Source organism: Streptomyces hesseae (genome assembly GCF_031845785.1).
Classification (GTDB): Bacteria; Actinomycetota; Actinomycetes; order Streptomycetales; family Streptomycetaceae; genus Streptomyces; species Streptomyces hesseae.
In genome coordinates this window covers 1-19,081 of sequence record NZ_JAVRFI010000013.1, presented here as the reverse complement: position 1 = coordinate 19,081, position 19,081 = coordinate 1, and the positions used below count along the sequence as shown (strand labels likewise).

The 19,081-nt window shown below is 71.8% G+C and carries 17 protein-coding genes; 6 read left to right on the top strand and 11 right to left on the bottom strand.

The features are described from left to right. The first annotated feature begins 26 nt into the window (after positions 1-26). Entirely contained in the window at positions 27-857 is an 831-nt protein-coding gene (locus RM609_RS20100) for a maleylpyruvate isomerase family mycothiol-dependent enzyme (RefSeq protein ID WP_311612752.1), read from the top strand. A 14-nt stretch (positions 858-871) separates the two neighbouring features. On the opposite strand, the gene RM609_RS20095 is transcribed toward RM609_RS20100, so the two are convergent. The 6 genes from RM609_RS20095 to pdhA form a co-directional block, all read right to left on the bottom strand. Further along, positions 872-2,149, bottom strand: a complete 1,278-nt coding sequence (locus RM609_RS20095; protein WP_311612997.1) for an MFS transporter — start codon at positions 2,147-2,149, stop codon at positions 872-874. 59 nt (positions 2,150-2,208) lie between these two features. After that, positions 2,209-2,871, bottom strand: coding sequence for a GntR family transcriptional regulator (locus RM609_RS20090; RefSeq protein ID WP_311612750.1), 663 nt, complete (start codon positions 2,869-2,871; stop codon positions 2,209-2,211). 98 nt (positions 2,872-2,969) lie between these two features. Beyond that, positions 2,970-3,788, bottom strand: a complete 819-nt coding sequence (locus RM609_RS20085) for a helix-turn-helix transcriptional regulator (RefSeq protein WP_311612995.1) — start codon at positions 3,786-3,788, stop codon at positions 2,970-2,972. Positions 3,789-4,082: 294 nt separating this feature from the next. Next, positions 4,083-5,591: a dihydrolipoamide acetyltransferase family protein gene (locus RM609_RS20080; RefSeq protein ID WP_311612993.1), complete on the bottom strand. Its 1,509-nt coding sequence runs from the start codon at positions 5,589-5,591 to the stop codon at positions 4,083-4,085. A gap of 21 nt (positions 5,592-5,612) precedes the next feature. Next, positions 5,613-6,593, bottom strand: a complete 981-nt coding sequence (locus RM609_RS20075) for an alpha-ketoacid dehydrogenase subunit beta (protein WP_311612748.1) — start codon at positions 6,591-6,593, stop codon at positions 5,613-5,615. Positions 6,594-6,595: 2 nt separating this feature from the next. Continuing rightward, positions 6,596-7,741: a pyruvate dehydrogenase (acetyl-transferring) E1 component subunit alpha gene (gene pdhA, locus RM609_RS20070; RefSeq protein ID WP_311612746.1), complete on the bottom strand. Its 1,146-nt coding sequence runs from the start codon at positions 7,739-7,741 to the stop codon at positions 6,596-6,598. Positions 7,742-8,105: 364 nt separating this feature from the next. On the opposite strand from pdhA, the gene RM609_RS20065 reads away from it, so the two are divergent. From RM609_RS20065 to RM609_RS20055, 3 genes are all read left to right on the top strand, one after another. Further along, positions 8,106-8,765, top strand: coding sequence for a response regulator (locus RM609_RS20065; protein WP_311612991.1), 660 nt, complete (start codon positions 8,106-8,108; stop codon positions 8,763-8,765). A 100-nt stretch (positions 8,766-8,865) separates the two neighbouring features. Then, on the top strand, positions 8,866-9,315 hold the full coding sequence (locus RM609_RS20060; protein ID WP_311612745.1) for a pyridoxamine 5'-phosphate oxidase family protein: 450 nt from the start codon (positions 8,866-8,868) through the stop codon (positions 9,313-9,315). 15 nt (positions 9,316-9,330) lie between these two features. Further along, positions 9,331-10,398 carry a phosphotransferase gene (locus RM609_RS20055; protein WP_311612744.1) on the top strand — a complete coding sequence of 356 codons (1,068 nt, stop codon included), beginning with the start codon at positions 9,331-9,333 and terminating at the stop codon, positions 10,396-10,398. Between the two features lie 79 nt (positions 10,399-10,477). Here RM609_RS20055 and RM609_RS20050 read toward each other — a convergent pair whose 3' ends face one another. Continuing rightward, on the bottom strand, positions 10,478-12,106 hold the full coding sequence (locus tag RM609_RS20050; protein ID WP_311612743.1) for a protein kinase domain-containing protein: 1,629 nt from the start codon (positions 12,104-12,106) through the stop codon (positions 10,478-10,480). 360 nt (positions 12,107-12,466) lie between these two features. Between RM609_RS20050 and RM609_RS20045 the strand changes: the two genes are divergently transcribed. Continuing rightward, positions 12,467-14,218 carry a protein kinase domain-containing protein gene (locus tag RM609_RS20045; RefSeq protein WP_311612741.1) on the top strand — a complete coding sequence of 584 codons (1,752 nt, stop codon included), beginning with the start codon at positions 12,467-12,469 and terminating at the stop codon, positions 14,216-14,218. A gap of 119 nt (positions 14,219-14,337) precedes the next feature. On the opposite strand, the gene RM609_RS20040 is transcribed toward RM609_RS20045, so the two are convergent. Beyond that, positions 14,338-14,898 (bottom strand): bacterial proteasome activator family protein, encoded by a 561-nt coding sequence (locus tag RM609_RS20040; protein WP_311612740.1) that lies wholly within the window; start codon positions 14,896-14,898, stop codon positions 14,338-14,340. Between the two features lie 281 nt (positions 14,899-15,179). On the opposite strand from RM609_RS20040, the gene RM609_RS20035 reads away from it, so the two are divergent. Beyond that, positions 15,180-15,638: a hypothetical protein gene (locus tag RM609_RS20035; protein WP_311612739.1), complete on the top strand. Its 459-nt coding sequence runs from the start codon at positions 15,180-15,182 to the stop codon at positions 15,636-15,638. Positions 15,639-15,648: 10 nt separating this feature from the next. Here the strand turns inward: RM609_RS20035 and RM609_RS20030 are convergent, their stop codons facing one another. From RM609_RS20030 to RM609_RS20020, 3 genes are all read right to left on the bottom strand, one after another. Next, a complete protein-coding gene (locus RM609_RS20030; RefSeq protein WP_311612738.1) occupies positions 15,649-16,626 on the bottom strand; it encodes an NAD(P)H-quinone oxidoreductase in 978 nt (325 codons plus the stop codon). 90 nt (positions 16,627-16,716) lie between these two features. Beyond that, positions 16,717-17,832 carry a potassium channel family protein gene (locus RM609_RS20025; protein WP_311612736.1) on the bottom strand — a complete coding sequence of 372 codons (1,116 nt, stop codon included), beginning with the start codon at positions 17,830-17,832 and terminating at the stop codon, positions 16,717-16,719. Then, positions 17,829-19,081: molybdopterin molybdotransferase MoeA (locus RM609_RS20020; protein WP_311612734.1), on the bottom strand; the 1,253-nt coding region annotated here is incomplete at its 5' end. The genes RM609_RS20020 and RM609_RS20025, both read right to left, overlap by 4 nt.

Below are 19,081 nucleotides of genomic sequence, written 5' to 3'. Positions count from 1 at the left end.
GCCCAGCACCGCCGAGGGATCCGCCCGTGACAGTCCACCCCAGCCTTCAGCCCGCGATCGACGCCTGGACACAATCCATCGAAGCCGTGCACGAGTTGGTCACACCCCTGGCCGAGAGTGACTGGAACCGGGCCACCGAGTGTCCCGGCTGGTCCGTGCGGGACGTGGTCTCGCACATCATCGGCGTGGAGTGCGAAATGCTGGGCGAGCCACGGCCGATCCACACCCTCCCGCGCGATCTGCGGCACGTCACCGACGAGTTCTCGCGCTACATCGAGGTCCAGGTGGATGTGCGGCGCTGTCACACGGCGCCGGAGATGACCTCCGAGCTGGATTACACGATCATCCGGAGGTCGCGGCAGCTGCGCAACGATCAGCGCTCCCCGCAGGCGTCCGTCCGCTGGCCGCTGGGCGGCGGCAGTGAGCGGACGCTCGAACGGACGCTGGCCATGCGGGCCTTCGACGTCTGGGCCCATGAGCAGGACCTGCGCCGCGCCCTGGGCGTCCCCGGGAACCTCGACTCGCCCGCCGCCGTCATCGCCCGGGACATGCTGCTGGCGGCGCTGCCCCAGGTGGTGGCCCAGGACGCCGGTGCGCGGCCCGGTACGACGGTGGCCTTCGACGTGCACGGCCCGCTGGAGTTCCTGCGCACCGTGCGGGTCGGCCCGCAGGGCAGGGGGACGATCGACGGCAGCGTCTCCCTGGGGCCCACGGCGACGCTGATCCTGGACTGGGAGACGTATGTGCGCCTCGCGTGCGGGCGCGTACGGGCGGAGTCGGTGGCCGACCGGGTCAAGACCGAAGGCGATCAGGAACTGGCGTGGTCGGTCCTCCGGGAGTTCGCGGTCACCCCCTGAACCCGTAAGGCCCCTCAGGCCCGCAGCCCGCCGCCTTTGTTGTCCCGCACCGGTACGTGCACGGTCGTCACGCGCGACGCCACGATCCGCTCCCGCTCGCGCCGCAGCGCCGGGCCGCGCAGCAGCAGGATCCGGGTCAGCCCCAGCGCCTGGAGGACGAAGACGGAGCAGAAGGCGATCCGGTAGCTGCCGCCGGTGGCGTCCAGCAGGACACCGACGGCCAGCAGGGTCGTGATGGTGGCGAGGAAGCCGCCCATGTTGACGATGCCGGAGGCGGTGCCCTGGCGCTCGGGCGGGTTCGCGGGGCGGCCGAAGTCGAAGCCGATCATCGAGGCCGGGCCGCAGGCGCCGAGCACCACGCACAGGGTGACCAGCAGCCACAGCGGCGCGTGCGCCCCCGGCCAGCCGAGGACGGCCGCCCACAGCAGGGCCGTCGCCGCGAGCGTGCCGAGCGCGAGGGGCAGCCGGGCCTCGTGGTGACGGGCGACGACCTGCCCGTAGACCAGGCCGACGCCCATGTTGGACAGGACCACGAGCGTCAGCAGGGTGCCCGCCGTCCCCCTGGCCAGCCCCTGGGCCTCCACCAGGAACGGCATGCCCCACAGCAGCAGGAAGACCATCGCGGGGAACTGGGTGGTGAAGTGCGTCCACAGGCCGAGCCGGGTGCCGGGCTCCCGCCACGCCCCCACGAGCTGCCCGCGCACCGCGCCCTTGCCGGGGCGGGGGCCGGGGGCGGGCTCGTACCCCTCGGGGTGGTCCTTGAGGAAGAACAGGAGCAGGGCCAGCGCCACGAGGCCGGCGGCCGCGCTGCCCGCGAAGGCCGGGGTCCAGCCGATGTCGTGGAGCAGCCGGGACAGGACGACGGTCGAGACGAGATTGCCGCCCATCCCGATGAGCGCCGCGACCTGCGCGATCATCGGGCCCCGGCGGGCGGGGAACCAGCGGGCGCCCAGCCGCAGGACGCTGATGAAGGTCATGGCGTCGCCGCAGCCCAGCAGGGCCCGGCAGGCGAGCGCCGCGCCGTAGGAGTGGGCGAAGGCGAAGCCGAGCTGGCCGGTGGTGAAGAGCACCGCGCCCAGGGCGAGCACCTTCCTGGTGCCCATCCGGTCGACCATCAGGCCGACGGGTATCTGCATGCCCGCGTAGACGAGCAACTGGAGTATGGAGAACGCCGACAGCTCCGAGGCGCCGACGTGGAAGCGGTCGGCGGCGTCGATGCCGGCGACCCCGAGGCTGGTGCGGAAGATGATCGCGACGAAGTAGACCGTCACGCCGACGCCCCAGACGACCATGGCCCGGCGGCCACCGGGTGGGTCGCCGGGCAGTCCTGGGGCGGCGCCTCCGCCGGGGCTCACCGTGTCTCCCCGCGGGCCAGGTTGCGCACCCAGCTGACGTGCCGGTGGACGATGTCCGTCGCCGCCGCGGCGTCCCCGGAGCGCAGGGCGGTGAGGATCTCGGTGTGCTCGGCGATGTTCTTGGCGATCCGGTCGGGGTGGGCGTGCATCACGGCCACGCCCATCCGCAGCTGGCGGTCGCGCAGCTGCTCGTAGAGGTCCGAGAGGATGCGGTTCCCGGCGCTGCGCACGATCTCCGCGTGGAAGGCGCGGTCGCTGCGGGAGACGGCGTTCAGATCGTCCGCCGCGGCCTGCTCCCGCATGTCGTCCACCAGCTCCTCCAGCCGGGCGATCAGCCCGGGCGGGGCCGGTACGGCCTTGCCCACCGCGTGCTTCTCGACCAGCAGCCGGGTCTCCACCACATCCGCGATCTCCTGTGCGGACACGGCCAGCACGAGCGCCCCCTTCTTCGGGTAGAGCTTGAGCAGCCCCTCGCCCTCCAGTCGCAGCAGCGCCTCGCGCACCGGCGTCCGGGAGACCCCGACGGCCTGCGCCAGATCGCCTTCGGTGAGGAGCGTGCCGCCTTCGTAACGCCGTTGCAGTACGGCTTCCTTCACATGTGCGTAGACACGGTCCGCGGCGGCGGGACGTCTGCTCTGGACGGTGGGGGCGCTCGGCATGCGCACAGCATAGATACAACACAGATGCGTGATGAGGCCCTGTCCGCGATACGGACGATCGCCCGTCCAGGAGCCGGCTCCGGCGCGCCGGCGAAACGTCACCTCGGGACGCCCGCCCAGCCGTCCGCCGGAGTGATGAAGACGAAGCGCAGATCCGTGCGCTGTATCGGCAGCAGCACATGACTGGTCACGCATACCTCGGCGTGCCCGTGGTACGGCAGGCGCAGCCGGAAGACATGGCCGTCGCGATGCTCGACCACGTCGTACTCCTCGGCCCAGATACGGCGGCAGTCGGCGTCGGAGTCGAGGATCTCCTGGACGAGGGCGCGCAGTTCGGCGTTGCCGGGGTCGCTGTTGGCGGCGACGCGGAGCATGGCGAGGTAGACGCGGGCGCAGGCGTCCTCCCAGTCGAGCATCTGCTCGCGGGCCTCGGGGTCGAGGAGTGCCCAGCGCATCAGATTGGGGCGGGGGCGCAGGACCCAGGGGAACCACTCGCCCATGAGGGCGTTGGCGGCGACGACGTTCCAGGCGCCGTCGGAGAGGTAGGCGGGGTAGGTGACCTGCTGCTGGAGCAGGGCCTGGACGCCCCGGGGGAGGTCCGTGCGGTCGCGCCCGGCCTCGGGCGGGCGGCGGCCGGAGACGGCCAGGAAGAGGGTGAGCGTCTCCGCCTCGCTGAGCCGGAGGGCTTCGGCGACCCTCAGCAGAAACCTTTCGGAGAAGTCCTGGCGACGGCCGGCCTCCAGCGCGCGGTACCAGCCTTCGCTGACGCCCGTCATCCGCGCGACGTGCGCCTGCGAAAGCCGACGCCCCGGTCTGGGAAAAAGCCCGCGCAACTCGCGGACCGTCCGCGCGTCGACACGGCCCCGCCAGGCCCGGAGCAGACGGCTGATGGATTCACCGTCGTCCGCGCGGTCCACCGCGGCCTTCAAAGCGGCCTCCAAATCCGACAGTGCAAGTGTCGGTCAATCTTAAGTAAATTGCCCAGCACGGGCCATTCCACCCTCTGTCAGGGTGATGCCCCGAGGCCGCTCCGCATGCGGACAGAGGGCCCGGACGCCATGCTCTCTCCTCACTGGAGGGGGGTGAGGAGCGAGTGTCCGGGCCCTCTGTCCTGTACGCGACATCTTGGTCGTTGGTCCGTTTTCCGGACCGCGGAGCCGGTTTTATATGGCCTATGAACGCATCTCCATAGGGCCCCTATGAACGTCCGGTCACGCCCAGGTGATCAGGCGCTTGGGGTCCTCCAGAACGGCGGCGACATCCGCGAGGAAGCGGGAGCCGAGCTCGCCGTCGACCAGGCGGTGGTCGAAGGAGAGCGCCAGCGTGGTGACATGACGCGGCTTGACCTTGCCCTTGTGGACCCACGGCTGGAGCTTGATCGCACCGAAGGCCAGGATCGCGGACTCGCCCGGGTTGAGAATGGGCGTACCGGTGTCGACGCCGAAGACGCCGACGTTGGTGATGGTGAGGGTGCCGCCGGCCATGTCCGCCGGGGACGTCTTCCCCTCACGGGCGGTGGCCACGAGGTCGGACAGCGAACTCGAGAGCTCCGGGAGCGTCTTGTCCTGGGCGTCCTTGATGTTCGGCACGATCAGCCCGCGCGGCGTCGCCGCCGCGATGCCCAGGTTGACGTAGTGCTTGAGGACGATCTCCTGGTTCTCCTCGTCCCAGGCCGCGTTGACGTCCGGGTTGCGCTTGACCGCCACGAGCATGGCCTTGGCGACGAGCAGCAGCGGATTGACGCGCAGACCGGCCATGTCGGGATCGGCCTTGAGCTTCTGGACGAGCTTCATCGTGCGGGTGACGTCGACGGTGATGAACTCCGTGACGTGCGGCGCGGTGAAGGCGCTGGCGACCATCGCCTGGGCGGTGGCCTTGCGGACGCCCTTGACGGGGATCCGGGTCTCGCGTGCCCCACTCGTGGCGGGCACGGCGACGGGGGCGGCGACGGGCGCCACGGCCTCGGTGGCCGGCTGTGCGACGGCCTGGGTCGCGGCGTGGACGTCCTCCCGGGTGACGACCCCGCCGGGGCCGGTCGGTACGACCGTGGTCAGGTCGACGCCGAGGTCCTTGGCGAGCTTGCGCACCGGAGGTTTGGCGAGCGGACGAGCACCAACGGGCGCCGCGGGCGCGCCGGCCGCCGGAGCGGGTGCCGGAACCGGCGCGGCGGGAGCCGCCGGGGCGACCGGTGCGGTGCCCGCGTGCCCGTTGAGCTCGGCCTGGATCGCGGCGACCACAGCCGTGCGCGGCGCGGCCGGGCCGGTGCCCTCCGCCGGGACGCCGGCGTGCGGCCCGGCCGTGCCCGTCGCGGCGGCGACGGACGCCTTGCGCGGGCGGCGCTTGGTCGAGGACGGCGCGGCGCCGTAGCCGACCAGCACGGCCTGGCGGCCCTGCTGCTCCGGCTCGGGCTCCTCGGTGACGGCCGGGGCCGCCGCCGGGGCCTCCTCCGCGGGCCCCGCGCCGGGCTGGGTGTCCACCGAGATGATCACCTGGCCGACGTCCACCGTCGTGCCCTCGCCGAAGCGCAGCTCGTGCACCACGCCGTCGAAGGGGATCGGCAGTTCCACGGCCGCCTTGGCGGTCTCGACCTCGCAGACCACCTGTCCGTCGGTGACCGTGTCGCCGACGTTCACGTACCACTTGAGGATCTCGGCCTCGGTCAGTCCTTCGCCGACGTCCGGCATCTTGAACTCACGGAAGCGCTGGGTGTTAGCGGTCATCGTCACGACTCTTCCTCGTCCCTAGTACGCCAGCGCGCGGTCGACGGAGTCGAGCACACGGTCCAGGCCCGGCAGGTACTCGTCCTCCAGCCGGGACGGCGGGTAGGGGGCGTGATAGCCGCCGACCCGCAGGACGGGGGCCTCCAGGTGGTAGAAGCAGCGCTCGGTGATCCGGGCGGCGATCTCGGCGCCCGAACCGAAGAAGACGGGTGCCTCGTGGACGACGACCAGCCGGCGGGTCTTCTCCACCGACCGCTGGATCGCGTCGAAGTCGATGGGCGAGATCGACCGCAGGTCCAGGACCTCCAGCGACTTGCCCTCCTCCTCGGCCGCCGCGGCGGCCTCCAGACAGGTCTTGACCATCGGGCCGTAGGCAACCAGCGTCAGGTCCGTGCCCTCGCGCACCGTGCGCGCGGCGTGCAGCGGGCCGGGGATCGCGGCCGTGTCGACCTCGGCGCGGTCGTGGTAGCGCCGCTTGGGCTCGAAGTAGATGACCGGGTCGTCGCTCTGGATGGCCTGCTGCATCATCCAGTAGGCGTCGGCGGAGTTCGACGGCGAGACGATCTTCAGACCGGCGACGTGCGCGAACAGCGACTCCGGCGACTCGCTGTGGTGCTCCACCGCGCCGATCGCGCCGCCGTAGGGGATGCGGATGACGACGGGCAGCTTGATCTTGCCGAGCGCGCGGGCGTGCATCTTCGCCAGCTGCGTGACGATCTGGTCGTACGCCGGGAAGACGAAACCGTCGAACTGGATCTCCACGACCGGCCGGTAGCCGCGCAGCGCCATACCGATCGCGGTGCCGACGATGCCGGACTCCGCCAGCGGAGTGTCGATGACGCGGTCCTCGCCGAAGTCCTTCTGGAGGCCGTCGGTGACCCGGAAGACGCCGCCGAGCTTGCCGACGTCCTCACCCATGATCAGGACCTTGGGGTCGGTCTCCAGGGCGGTCCGCAGGGAGGCGTTGATCGCCTTGGCGATCGTGAGCTTCTCGACGCTCATGGCTAGTTGGTCTCCTCTGCGAACGAAGCCTGGTACGCGGCGAACTGGGCGCGCTCCTCGTCGACCAGCGCGTGGCCGTCGGCGTAGGTGTGCTCGAACATCGCCATGTGGTCGGGGTCGGGCATGGCGCGCACGGTGTCGCGGACCCGCTTGGCGAGCGCGTCGCTCTCGCTCTCCAGCTCGGCGAAGAAGTCCTCGTCGGCGAGGCCCTCGCGCTCCAGGTGGGCGCGCAGGCGCAGGATCGGGTCCTTCGCCTCCCACAGCTCCCGCTCCTCGTCCCGGCGGTACTTCGTCGGGTCGTCCGAGGTGGTGTGGGCGCCCATGCGGTAGGTGAACGCCTCGATGAGCATCGGGCCCTCGCCGGTGCGGGCGCGCTCCAGCGCGGCCTTGGTGACGGCCAGCACGGCCAGCACGTCGTTGCCGTCCACCCGGACGCCGGGGAAGCCGTAGCCCTGGGCGCGCTGGTAGAGCGGGACGCGGGTCTGCCGCTCGGTGGGCTCGGAGATCGCCCACTGGTTGTTCTGGCAGAAGAAGACCACCGGCGCGTTGTAGACGGCGGCGAAGGTGAAGGCCTCGGCCACGTCGCCCTGGCTGGAGGCGCCGTCGCCGAAGTAGGCGATCACGGCGGAGTCCGCGCCGTCCTTGGCGATGCCCATCGCGTAGCCGGTGGCGTGGAGCGCCTGGGAGCCGATGACGATCGTGTAGAGGTGGAAGTTGTTCTCGTTGGGGTCCCAGCCGCCGTGGTTCACGCCGCGGAACATGCCCAGCAGGTTCGTGGGGTCGACCCCGCGGCACCAGGCGACGCCGTGCTCGCGGTAGGTCGGGAAGACGTAGTCGTCGTCGCGGGTGGCCCGGCCGGAACCGATCTGCGCGGCCTCCTGGCCCAGCAGCGAGGCCCACAGGCCCAGTTCGCCCTGCCGCTGGAGAGTCGTCGCCTCGCCGTCGAAACGGCGGGTCAGCACCATGTCGCGGTACAGGCCACGCAGTTCCTCGGGCGACAGGTCGATGGAGTAGTCCGGGTGCTCGACCCGCTCGCCTTCCGGCGTCAGCAGCTGTACGAGCTCGGGCTCGCCGGTGGCCTTCTTGGCCCCGGCGCGCTTGACGCCGCTGCGTCGCGACTTGCGCGCGGCAGTGCTGTCCACGGTCACGTGTGCTCCTCCGTCTGTCCGGCCCCCGGGGTCGCCGGCGGCCAGAGGGGGTCTCCCCGCCGTGAGGCGGGAAGAGGCTCGCTCGATCCCCGACGGCACACGGGGTGGGTGTGCCGAGGCCGGAACCGGGCGTGACAGGTTGCCCCGGCGAATGGCCTGCAATAAGCACGTTACCCAGTGCGAGGCATTCCTGCGAAACCCCGCCTGACCTGCGATTTTGCTTGGATTTCCAAGTAAATCGAGAAAGCCGGGCCAATGGAGGTGCCAATCCACTGGTCAGCGCCTTGCGAACCGCCGTCGGAACGGGGGCACGTTATCCCGGCGGACAAGGGCGGGGGAAGACTTGACGTGCAAGACTGGCACCGTGCGCGAACAAGGAAAAATCACGGTATTTCTGCTTGACGACCATGAAGTCGTACGCCGCGGCGTCCACGAGATGCTCGCCGGGGAGCCGGACATCGAGGTCGTGGGCGAGGCCGGAACCGCCGCGGACGCGCTGGTGCGCATTCCGGCCACCAGACCGGACGTCGCCGTACTGGACGTTCGCCTTCCGGATGGCAGCGGAGTAGAAGTATGCCGTGAGATCCGTTCGCAGGACGAAAACATCAAATGCCTGATGCTCACCTCGTACGCGGATGACGAAGCGCTCTTCGACGCCATCATGGCGGGCGCGGCGGGCTATGTCCTCAAGGCCATCCGCGGCAATGAGCTGCTCTCGGCCGTACGCGACGTGGCGGCCGGCAAATCCCTGCTGGACCCCGTGGCCACCGCCCGCGTCCTGGAGCGGCTGCGCGACGGCAGGACCTCCCGGGGCGACGACCGCCTCGCCTCCCTCACCGACCAGGAGCGCCGCATCCTCGACCTGATCGGCGAGGGCCTGACCAACCGCTCCATCGGCGAACGGCTGCACCTGGCCGAGAAGACCATCAAGAACTACGTCTCCAGCCTCCTCTCCAAGCTGGGCATGGAACGCCGTTCCCAGGCCGCCGCCTATGTGGCCCGGCTCCAGGCGGAGAAGCGCTAGCGAACGGCCCGGCCGGCAGCGCGCCCGGGACCTAGGTCCCGGCCATCCGGGACGGGTGGCCCCTACGAGCCGTGCGCGACGGCAGTGCAGAGTGGTGCCCATGCCAACCGCGCCTCACGACGGACACCGGGCGGACGAATACCGCGCGCTCGAGCTGCTCTCCCGCACGCCCTACGGCAGGGTCTCGGTGAGCATGCGCGCCCTGCCCTTCGTCACCGTCGCCCGCCACGTCGTCGTCGACGGCAAGGTCCTCATGCGACTGCACGGCGGCTTCGGCTACGCCCAGGCGTGCGACGGCAGCGTGGCGGCGTACGGCGCCGACAACCTCGCCGACCGCGAGGAGGGCGACGAATCCGTCTGGACCGTGCAGTTCGTCGGCACGGCGCGGATCTTCGTACCCGGCCCGGAGGAGCTCCGGCTCTTCGGCCGCGCCCCGCACTCCGCCGACGACGCGCCCTTCGTCCCCGAATACCTGTGCATAGAACCTCAGTTCATCACCCTGCACCACCTCGAAGGCGTACCCGCGCGACGAGCCGCGCACTCAGCGTGAACTAACATTTGGGGCGTGCCGCGCTCACTTGTCACCGATGCCGATGCCCCAGCCGACACCGGACCCGACACCGGCACCCTGCGCGCCCTGCTGCGCCGCTACGAGAAAGCCGGCGAGCCCGTCGCCTGCGACACGCTGACCGAGGGCCTGCTCAACCGCGGCTACCGGCTCACCACCACCCGCGGCCGCTTCTTCCTCAAGCACCACCTCGACGGCGACCGGGACGCCATCGCCCGCCAGCACGAGGCCACCCGCCGGCTGGGCGCCCTCGGCCTGCCCGTCGCCCCGCCCGTGGCGGACACCGCCGGCGAGACCGTCGTGGTCCTCGGCGGCCGCTGCTACGCCCTCCACCCCTGGATCGAGGGCCGGCACCGGGACGGCGGCGAGCTCACCGCCCCCCAGTCGCGCCGTCTGGGCGCGTTGCTGGGCCGGGTGCACAAAACCCTGGAGCAGGTCATGGAAGGCCCTGAGGGGGCCTTCCAGGGCCTCGGGGCGGCCCGGGACGCGGCGGCCGACCCCGAGGACACCTTCGCCCTGATCGAGGAGCTCCTGAGCCTGGCCCGCGGCGGGGACAGCCGCCCCCGCGACTGCTTCGACGAGCTGGCCGAGCACCGCCTCGTCGAGCGCCGCGCGCTGCTGGAGCTGCACGCCCACCGGCGCCCGCCGGCCGCCGCCACCCCCGCCCGGGGATGGGTGCACGGCGACTTCCACCCGCTCAACCTGCTCTACCGGGGCGCCGAGCCCGCCGCGATCGTCGACTGGGACCGGCTGGGCGTCCAGCCGCGCGCCGAGGAGGCCGTACGGGCCGCGGTGATCTTCTTCCTCCGCCCGGACGGCACGCTGGACCTGGCGAAGATACGCCCCTACGCGCGTGCCTACCGCCGGGTCACCGGCGCGGACGCGGCGGAGCTGGGCGCCGCCGTGCACCGGGTGTGGTGGGAGCGGCTGAACGACTTCTGGATGCTGCGCTGGCGCTACCAGCTGCGCGACCACCGCGCCGACCCCGGCTTCCCGGCCTCGGCGGCGCTGGCGGTGTGGTGGACGGGCGCGTACGAGTCCGTGCGCGAGGCGTTCACGGACTGACAGGGCCCGCCGACGGGACCGCCAGGGACCCCCTTACGGCTCGAGGCCGGACCCCGATGTGGGGTCCGGCCTCGGAGGTTCAGCCCGTGGGGCCCTGGTTGCTGCCGCCCTGGACGGTGCCGGGGGTGCTCCCGCCCGGGTCGTGCGTCGGCGGCTTCGGGTCGTCCGTCGGCGGCTGCTTGGACGGGTTGGTCGACGGGTCCGTGCCGCCCGACGGGTTGGTCGACGGATTGCCGGTCGGCGGCTTGCTCGCGTGCTTCGACGAGTCGTCGGAGGGCTCGCGCTGCCGGTCCCGGGTGTTGTCGCTCCAGTCGTCGCTCTCGCCGCCCGTGCCGGTGTTCGTGTCCGAGCTGTGGCCCTTGGAGGGCTTCCGGCTGGGCTTGTCACTGGTGCTGGGCGTGGGCGCGCTGGGGGTGGTGGTGACCTTGTCGGTGGTCGTCTTGTGGTCGCCGCCGCCCGCCTTGTCCTGCTTGAGCATGAACGCGACGCCCGCCACGACCGCGACCACCGCGAGCGCGGCGACCAGCCACAGCTTGCCCTTGCCGCCGCCCGAACCGCCGCGGCCGCCGTTGTAGCCGCCGTTGTAGCCGTTGAAACCGCCGTCGTCGGCACCCTGGCGGCGCGGGATCACCGGCTGCTGCGAGGTGTCGCCGTGCTGCGGGTGCGGCATGGCCGTGGTGGCGCCCACGCCGCCGCCGATGCCCGCGCCGCCCATGACCTGGGTCGCGGCGTTGACGTGGTCGATCGGGCCGGTGTTCCAGGCACCCGTGTGGCTGCCCGCCTCGTGCAGCATCTGGAGCGCGTACTGAACCAGCCCGCGCATCTCCTCCGCGCTCTGGAACCGGTCGTCCGGGTCCTTGGCGAGGGAGCGCATGACGAGCCCGTCCAGCTCCGGCGGCACCGACGCCTGCACCTGCGACGGCGCCACGGGGGTGTCCTGGACGTGCTGGTAGACCACCGACAGCGGGGTCTCGCCGGTGAACGGCGGGCGCAGGGCGAGCAGTTCGTAGAGCAGACAGCCGGTGGCGTAGAGGTCCGAGCGGGCGTCGACGGTCTTGCCGAGGGCCTGCTCGGGGGAGAGGTACTGGGGCGTGCCCATGACCATGCCGGTCTGGGTCATGGTGGACGCCGCGCCGTGGAGGGCGCGGGCGATGCCGAAGTCCATGACCTTGACCGCGCCCGTGTTGGTGATGATCACGTTGGCGGGCTTGATGTCACGGTGCACGATGCCGTGCTGGTGGCTGTAGGCCAGCGCCTCCAGCACCCCGGAGACGATGATCAGCGCCTGCTCCGGCGGCGGGGCCTCGGAGTTGAGGAGGAGGTCGCGAATGGTGCGGCCTTCGACCAGCTCCATGACGATGTACGGCACGACGCCGCGGCCGACGGTGTCCTCGCCGGAGTCGTAGACGGCGACCACCGCGTGGTGGTTCAGCCCGGCGACGGACTGTGCCTCGCGGGTGAAGCGCGCCTTGGAGACCGGGTCCTCGGCGAGGTCGGCGCGGAGCAGCTTCACCGCGACGGTACGGCCCAGCCGTACGTCCTCGGCGGCGAAGACCTCCGCCATGCCGCCGCGGCCCAGGCGGTGGGTCAGGCGGTAACGGCCGTCACCGACCAGACCCCCATTGCCCCACATTTCAGGCGCATCGGGCATTCCGCCCCCGTTGGCGTCAGGGTCGGACGGCCCCTGGGCGCTCTGCGTCTGTGCCATCAGTCCTCGCCGTCGTGTCTGGTCCGCCGCCGTCGCTTCGCGTCGGAAGGCGATTGCGCGGGGTAACTCGGGAAAGCAGTCTTCCGCTAGGGCACGCTACAGGCTTTGCGACGTGTCCCGGTCCGGGATGGACCGGCTATCAAACCCGTACCGGTACGAGCAAGGCAAATCCCGTGACACCTTGTCGCGCATCCGGTCACGGAACGGGCACGCGGCTTGACGTGCCCGGCGCCTCGGGCAGACTTGGCCGGGATACGTCGAAGAACAGCTGGATCAACGCGCTCGGAGCGCGTCACGAAACCACTCCAGCGACGCCAGTTTCGCCAGGCAGTGCGCCGAGGCCGAGGGGGAAGCAACACCATGAGCCAGGACGGCGCTCAGGGCCGCTACGCGGGACGATCTGTCGGCCGGGGCCGCTACCAGCTGCGGGACCTGCTCGGCGAGGGCGGTATGGCGTCCGTGCACCTGGCCTACGACACGGTGCTGGACAGACAGGTCGCGGTCAAGACCCTTCACACCGAGCTGGGCCGCGAGTCCTCGTTCCGCGAGCGTTTCCGCCGCGAGGCCCAGTCCGTGGCCAAGCTCACCCACACCAACATCGTCTCGGTGTTCGACACGGGCGAGGACGACCTCGACGGCTCGACGATGCCGTACATCGTCATGGAGTACGTCGAGGGACAGCCGCTGCGCTCGGTGCTCGACGCGGACGCCGCCCAGTACGGCGCGATGCCCGTCGGGAAAGCGCTCAAGATCACAGCCGATGTGCTGGCCGCGCTCGAGGTCAGCCATGAGATGGGCCTGGTCCACCGCGACATCAAGCCCGGCAACGTGATGATGACCAAGCGCGGCGTGGTCAAGGTCATGGACTTCGGCATCGCCCGCGCCATGCAGTCGGGCGTCACCTCCATGACCCAGACCGGCATGGTCGTCGGCACCCCGCAGTACCTCTCGCCCGAGCAGGCCCTGGGCCGCGGCGTGGACGCCCGCTCCGACCTCTACTCGGTCGGCATCATGCTCTTCGAGCTGATGACCGGCCGGCTGCCCTTCGACGCGGACTCCCCGCTGGCGATCGCCTACGCGCACGTCCAGGAGGAGCCGGTCGCGCCCTCCACGATCAACCGCTCGATCCCGCCGGCCGTGGACGCGCTGGTCATGCGCGCCCTGAAGAAGAACCCGAACGAGCGCTTCCCGAGCGCCGAGGCCATGCGCGACGAGTGCGCCCGGGTCGCGGGCACCGCCCAGGCGGCACCCGCGCCGATCATCATCGCGGGCGGCCCGCCGGCCCGCAGCGGCGCCGGCGTCGGCTCGGCGGTCTTCCCGCCCGTGGACGGCCAGACGCCCGCTCCGGGGCCCCAGGGCGTCCAGACGCCGTACCAGCCCCACCCGGCCCCCGCAGGCCCGTACAACGGCGGCTACGGGCCTTCCACGCCCCCTCCGGCCCCCCAGGCCTACCCGACGCCCGCGTACACGGACGCGCCCGCGTACGCCGCTCCGTCGGCGCCCGTCGGCGCCACCGGCTCCGGCTCGGGTTCCGGCTCCGGGGGCAAGAGCAACAAGCCGGTGCTCATCGGCTCGGGCGTTGTCGCGGTGCTCGCGGTCATCGGCGTGATCGCCGCCTTCTCTCTCAAGGGCGGCGACGACAACAACAAGAACGAGGCGGGCGGCAACGGCCAGAGCTCCGCCCCGGCCCCCGCCGACCCCGGCGGCGGCAACGGCAGCACCACCGGCGGCTCGGGCACCGCGGGCGGCTCGGCCGGAGGCAACGCCAACGGGACGGGCAAGGGCAACGCGAACGGCAACGCCAACGGTGCCCAGACGAAGGTCAAGGAAGGCGACAAGTCCAAGGTCATCGAAACGGACAAGTGCACGAAGGCCTACGACAACTTCCAGGACAAGACGAAGAAGAGCGCTCCGGGCTTCCAGTACATCTACATCGACTCGGTCAAGGAGTGTCTCCAGGCCGCGGGCTGGAAGTACCGCGTCGACAAGGTGAACGAGAACACCTGGGGCAAGGGCACCGTGATGACCCAGCAGCCGCAGTCGGGCGACCCGTTCGACCCGAAGACCGACCAGTTCGTCCTGACGGTGTCGACGGGCGAGTCGGGCTCCTGACGCCGTAACGGTCCGTATGGACGGAACGGTTCATACGGGTCCACAAGCAATACGAAGGCCGGTTGTCGCGTCTCATGCGACAACCGGCCTTCGTGTGTCAGTGACCCCGGCCGAAGTGATTACAGATACGGGCCGGAGCGGGCGCCGCCGTGCTGATGGCCCTCGTGGTCGTCGTCGATGGAGATGCCGGCCGGCAGCGCGCGCCGCATCTGCTCCAACTGGGCGCGGGCGGCCATCTGCTGGGCGAACAGCGTGGTCTGGATGCCGTGGAAGAGGCCCTCCAGCCAGCCCACGAGCTGGGCCTGTGCGATCCGCAGCTCCGCCTCGGTGGGGATCGTGTCGTCGGTGAAGGGCAGCGACAGCCGCTCCAGCTCCTCCACCAGCTCGGGCGCGAGACCGTCCTCCAGCTCCCTGACCGAGCTGTGGTGGATCTCCTTGAGGCGGACCCGGCTCGCCTCGTCGAGAGGAGCCGCCCGGACCTCCTCCAGCAGCTGCTTGATCATGCTTCCGATGCGCATGACCTTGGCGGGCTGTTCCACCATCTCCGTCACCGGGACCTCGCGCGGCTCGTCGTCGCCCTCCCCGCCGCCGGGGCTGGCGCTGCCGAGAGCCATGCCGTCCGGTCCCACGACCAGGACGTGCGGGCTCTCCTGCGACCGTTCATTCCTCGGCATATCCATGCCGCCATTCTCTCGCACAGGTGATTTCCCCCTCTTGATGCCCTCGTACACGCCTGATCCACCGTGGGGGGCGCATGGAAGCGCGCCGTGTTTCCGGCTATCTGCGCCGCAAACGGAGCGCGATAAAGCCCAGCCCGAGTCCCGTCAGCGTCATTCCGGTCCCCAGCGGGAGCACTCGCATCACCCGGTCCGGCTCTCCGGCGGCCTCCCGCCGCCCCGGCGCGTGAGCGGCGCCGCCCGGCACGGCACCGGGGCCCGCACCGCCTGATCGCCCGCCCCGGGTGGCCCCGGCGGGGGCGGACAGCGACGGCGACGGCAACGACGGTGATGACGATGCCGACGGCGATATCGCGGACGGGGATATCTCCGTACGGCCGGGGTGCCCCCGCCCCTCGCCCGCGACGGTGCCGGCGAGCAGACCGGCCACGGGGGAAGACGGCGCGGACGGGAACACCGTGGTCGACGTCGTGGCCACGAGCGGGACGGAGGGCGCGGGGGCCGTCGGCTCGCGCTCGTCCGCCCACGCCACCGAGGGGACGGTCAGCGCCATCGACGCCGTCGATATCGCCATCCCGAGAAGGAACGTCCTGCCCGCTCTGCGCGGTCCATTGGTCGATCCATTGGTCGATCCGGTGGTCGATCCCGTGGTCATGTTCGCCGGCCTCCGTACGGGAGACCCCCCTACGGACCCCTCCACCCTCACACGCCGCCCGGCGCGGGGCGCGCTGGGCGGCGTGTGAGGGTGAACGGTCAGACGGTCAGCAGGACCTTCCCGACGTGCGCGCTGTCCTCCACCACGCGATGGGCGGCCGCCGCGTCCCGCATCGGCATGGTGCGGTCGACCACCGCCCGTACCCGGCCGCCCGCGATCAGCGGCCACACGTGTTCGCGCACCGCCGCCACGATCGTGGCCTTCTCGGCGAGCGGGCGGCCGCGCAGCGAGGTAGCCGTGATCGCAGCGCGCTTGGCGAGCAGCTTGCCCAGGTCCAGTTCGCCCTTGCGGCCGCCCTGGAGGCCGATGATGGCGAGCCGGCCGTTGACGGCCAGGACGTCGAGGTTCCGTTCCAGGTACTTGGCGCCGATGATGTCGAGGACGACGTCCACGCCGATGCCGCCGGTGAGTTTGCGCAGTTCATCGACGAAGTCCTGCTCGCGGTAGTCGATGAGGATGTCCGCGCCCAGCTCCCGGCAGCGCTCCAGCTTCTCCGCCCCGCCCGCCGTGACCGCGACACGCGCGCCGACCGCCTTGGCCAGCTGCACGGCCATGGTGCCGATGCCGCTGCCGCCGCCGTGGACCAGGAAGGTCTCACCGGCACTCAGGTGGGCGATCATGAAGACGTTCGACCAGACCGTGGCCGTGACCTCGGGCAATGCCGCCGCCGAGACCAGGTCCAAGCCGTCGGGCACGGGCAGCAACTGCCCGGCCGGTACACAGACCTTCTCCGCGTAACCGCCGCCGGCCAGCAGCGCGCACACCTCCTCGCCGACGGCCCAGCCGGTCACCCCGGGGCCGAGCGCGGCGATCCGGCCGGAGACCTCCAGGCCCGGGTAGGGGGAGGAGCCGGGGGGCGGGTCGTAGAAGCCCTGCCGCTGGAGCAGATCGGCGCGGTTGACACCCGCGGCCACGACCTCGACCAGGACCTCTCCCCCGCCGGGCGCGGGGTCGGGGACCTCGGCCCAGACCAGGGCCTCGGGTCCGCCGGGTACGGGAATGGTGATCGCATGCATGACCGCGAGGCTACTCCGGGAGCCGCCGACTCCCGGGGGACGCGCGGTGATTCGTACGACGATTCGTACGGCCGCGCGTCCCGCTCCCGGTCACTCGTCCGGTAGGGCCGGGCGGGCCCGGACGATCGTGATCAACCGGTCCGTGGACTTCAGGGGGCTGGCCTCGGGGTCGTCGTAGCCGAGCAGCCGGTGGCCGCGCAGCACGGAGACGACCAGGTCGTCCGTGTCGCGCACGCTCCGTCCCACCTCGGCCTTGACCACGGGGCGTTCGACGAGGTCGAGGCCGCTGCCCTGCTGGATGAGGTCCTCCATGACCGTCCCGGCGCTGGGGCTGATCACGGACATGCCCAGCAGCCGGCCGGCGGCGCTCGCGCTGGTGATGACCGCGTCCGCGCCGGACTGCCGCAGCAACGGGGCGTTCTCCTCCTCGCGCACGGCGGCCACGATCTTGGCGGCCCGGTTGAGCTGACGGGCGGTGAGGGTCACCAGGACGGCCGTGTCGTCGCGCTGGGTGGCGACGATGATCTGACGGGCCTTCTGGACCTCGGCGCGCAGCAGGACGTCGCTGCGGGTGGCGTCGCCGATGACGCCCGCGTAGCCGAGGGCGGTGGCCGACTCGACGACCTTGGGGTTGGGGTCGACAACGACGATCCGATCCCTCTCCCGGGCCTGCCCGCCCGCGCAGAGGGCCTGTACGGCCGAACGGCCCTTGGTGCCGAAGCCGACGACGACGGTGTGCTCGCGCAAGGCGGACCTCCAGCGGGCCAGCCGCCACTGCTCACGGGTGCGCTCGGTGAGGACCTCGAGGGTGGTGCCGACCAGGATGATCAGGAAAAGGACACGGAGCGGCGTCACGAGCAGGATGTTCGACAGCCGCGCGCTGTCGCTGTACGGGACGATGTCGCCGTATCCGGTGGTGGACAGGGTGACGGTGGCGTAGTAGATGGCGTCGAGGAAGTCGACGCTGCCGTCGGCGTTGTCGTGATAGCCGCCGCGGTCGCCGTAGACGATGGCGACGGTGGCGGCCATGACCAGCAGCGCGAGCAGCAGTCGCCGGCCCACCTGCCGTATCGGGGCCACGGTGTAGCGGGGCAGACGGACGCGGGAGTCGGTCGCGTGCTGGTCGCGCGATCGGCCGTCCTGCTGGGCATCGCGTTGGGCGTCGCGGTGGGCGTCGCGCTGCGCGTCGTGCTCGGGGAGCTTCACCGGTCGCCCTCCCAGGGGAGGGCGAGGAGTTCGGCCTCACGGGCCGGGCCCGGCCCGCCCGGCGGCACGACGGCCAGCGCGTCGGCGGCGGCCAGGCCGCGCAGCATGGCCGGGCCGTGGAAGCGCAACGGCCGGGCGTACCCGTCGGGCGTACGGACCACGGGCACCAGCCGGGTGCTGGTGGCGTGGCCGGGCACGTCCTCGGTGAACGGGGCCCGGCACGGGCGCCGCGCGGGACGGCCCACGAGCGTACGGAGCAGCGGCTCGGCCAGCGTCAGCAGACCGGCGACGGCGGCGAGCGGGTTGCCGGGCAGCCCGACCAGATGACGGCCGGGCGCGAGGCGCGCGAGCAGCATCGGATGCCCCGGGCGCACCGCGACCCCGTCGACCAGGGGCTCGGCGCCCAGCAGCCGCAGTGTGGGGCGCACGTGGTCGACGGGCCCCGCGGCCGTGCCGCCGGTCGTCAGCACGAGGTCGGCGTCCGACGCCTCCAGCGCGGCGCGCAGCGCCGAGGCGTCGTCGCCGAGGCGACGCGTCGCCACGACCTCGGCGCCGAGAGCGGCGAGCCAGGGCCCGAGCATGGGCCCGAGCGCGTCCCGGATCCGTCCGTCGTGCGGCAGCCCCTCGCGGAGCAGCTCGTCCCCGAGGACGAACACCTCGACCCGGGGCCGTGGCACGACGGGCACCTCGTCGTACCCACTGGCCGCCGCCAGCCCGACCACGGCGGGCGTCACGACGACCCCGGCGGGCAGCAACTCGTCCCCCTCCCGGCACTCCTGCCCCCGGGGCCGCACGTCCTGCCCCTGCGTCAGATGCCGGTCGGCGTACAGCTCTCCGTGCGGCCGTACGACACCGTGCTCGCTCCGCAGTACAGCGGTGGCACCGGGGGGAACCCGGGCCCCGGTGGCGATCGCGACGGCCTCGCCGTCGCTCAGCCGCAGATCACCGCTCTGACCGGCGAGGATGCCGGGATGACTGCCGGGATGGTTCCGGCTGTCGGGCAACCGCCAGGGCCCGGGCCCGGCGACGGCCCAGCCGTCCATCGCGGAGGAGTCGAAGGAGGGCAGATCGGTAAGCGCCACCAGCGCCCCGGCAAGCGTCTGCCCCAAGGCCCGATCGAGCGCCACCGTCCGAGCGGCCCCCTCCTTCCGCCCAGCCGCCCGCCGGGCCACGTTCCGCGCGACGTCCCAGGGGGTGACGGCCGAATGCCCGGGGCGGGCTTCGCGGGGGGAGGGGGAGGGGGAGGGGG

Excerpts from the sequence above, each read along its gene's own strand:
- RM609_RS20095 (WP_311612997.1), bottom strand. The coding sequence starts at position 2,149 with ATGGTCGTCTGGGGCGTCGGCGTGACGGTCTACTTCGTCGCGATCATC.
- RM609_RS20090 (WP_311612750.1), bottom strand. The coding sequence starts at position 2,871 with ATGCCGAGCGCCCCCACCGTCCAGAGCAGACGTCCCGCCGCCGCGGAC.
- RM609_RS20080 (WP_311612993.1), bottom strand. The coding sequence starts at position 5,591 with ATGACCGCTAACACCCAGCGCTTCCGTGAGTTCAAGATGCCGGACGTC.
- RM609_RS20075 (WP_311612748.1), bottom strand. The coding sequence starts at position 6,593 with ATGAGCGTCGAGAAGCTCACGATCGCCAAGGCGATCAACGCCTCCCTG.
- RM609_RS20060 (WP_311612745.1), top strand. The coding sequence starts at position 8,866 with ATGCCAACCGCGCCTCACGACGGACACCGGGCGGACGAATACCGCGCG.
- RM609_RS20050 (WP_311612743.1), bottom strand. The coding sequence starts at position 12,106 with ATGGCACAGACGCAGAGCGCCCAGGGGCCGTCCGACCCTGACGCCAAC.
- RM609_RS20045 (WP_311612741.1), top strand. The coding sequence starts at position 12,467 with ATGAGCCAGGACGGCGCTCAGGGCCGCTACGCGGGACGATCTGTCGGC.
- RM609_RS20040 (WP_311612740.1), bottom strand. The coding sequence starts at position 14,898 with ATGGATATGCCGAGGAATGAACGGTCGCAGGAGAGCCCGCACGTCCTG.
- RM609_RS20030 (WP_311612738.1), bottom strand. The coding sequence starts at position 16,626 with ATGCATGCGATCACCATTCCCGTACCCGGCGGACCCGAGGCCCTGGTC.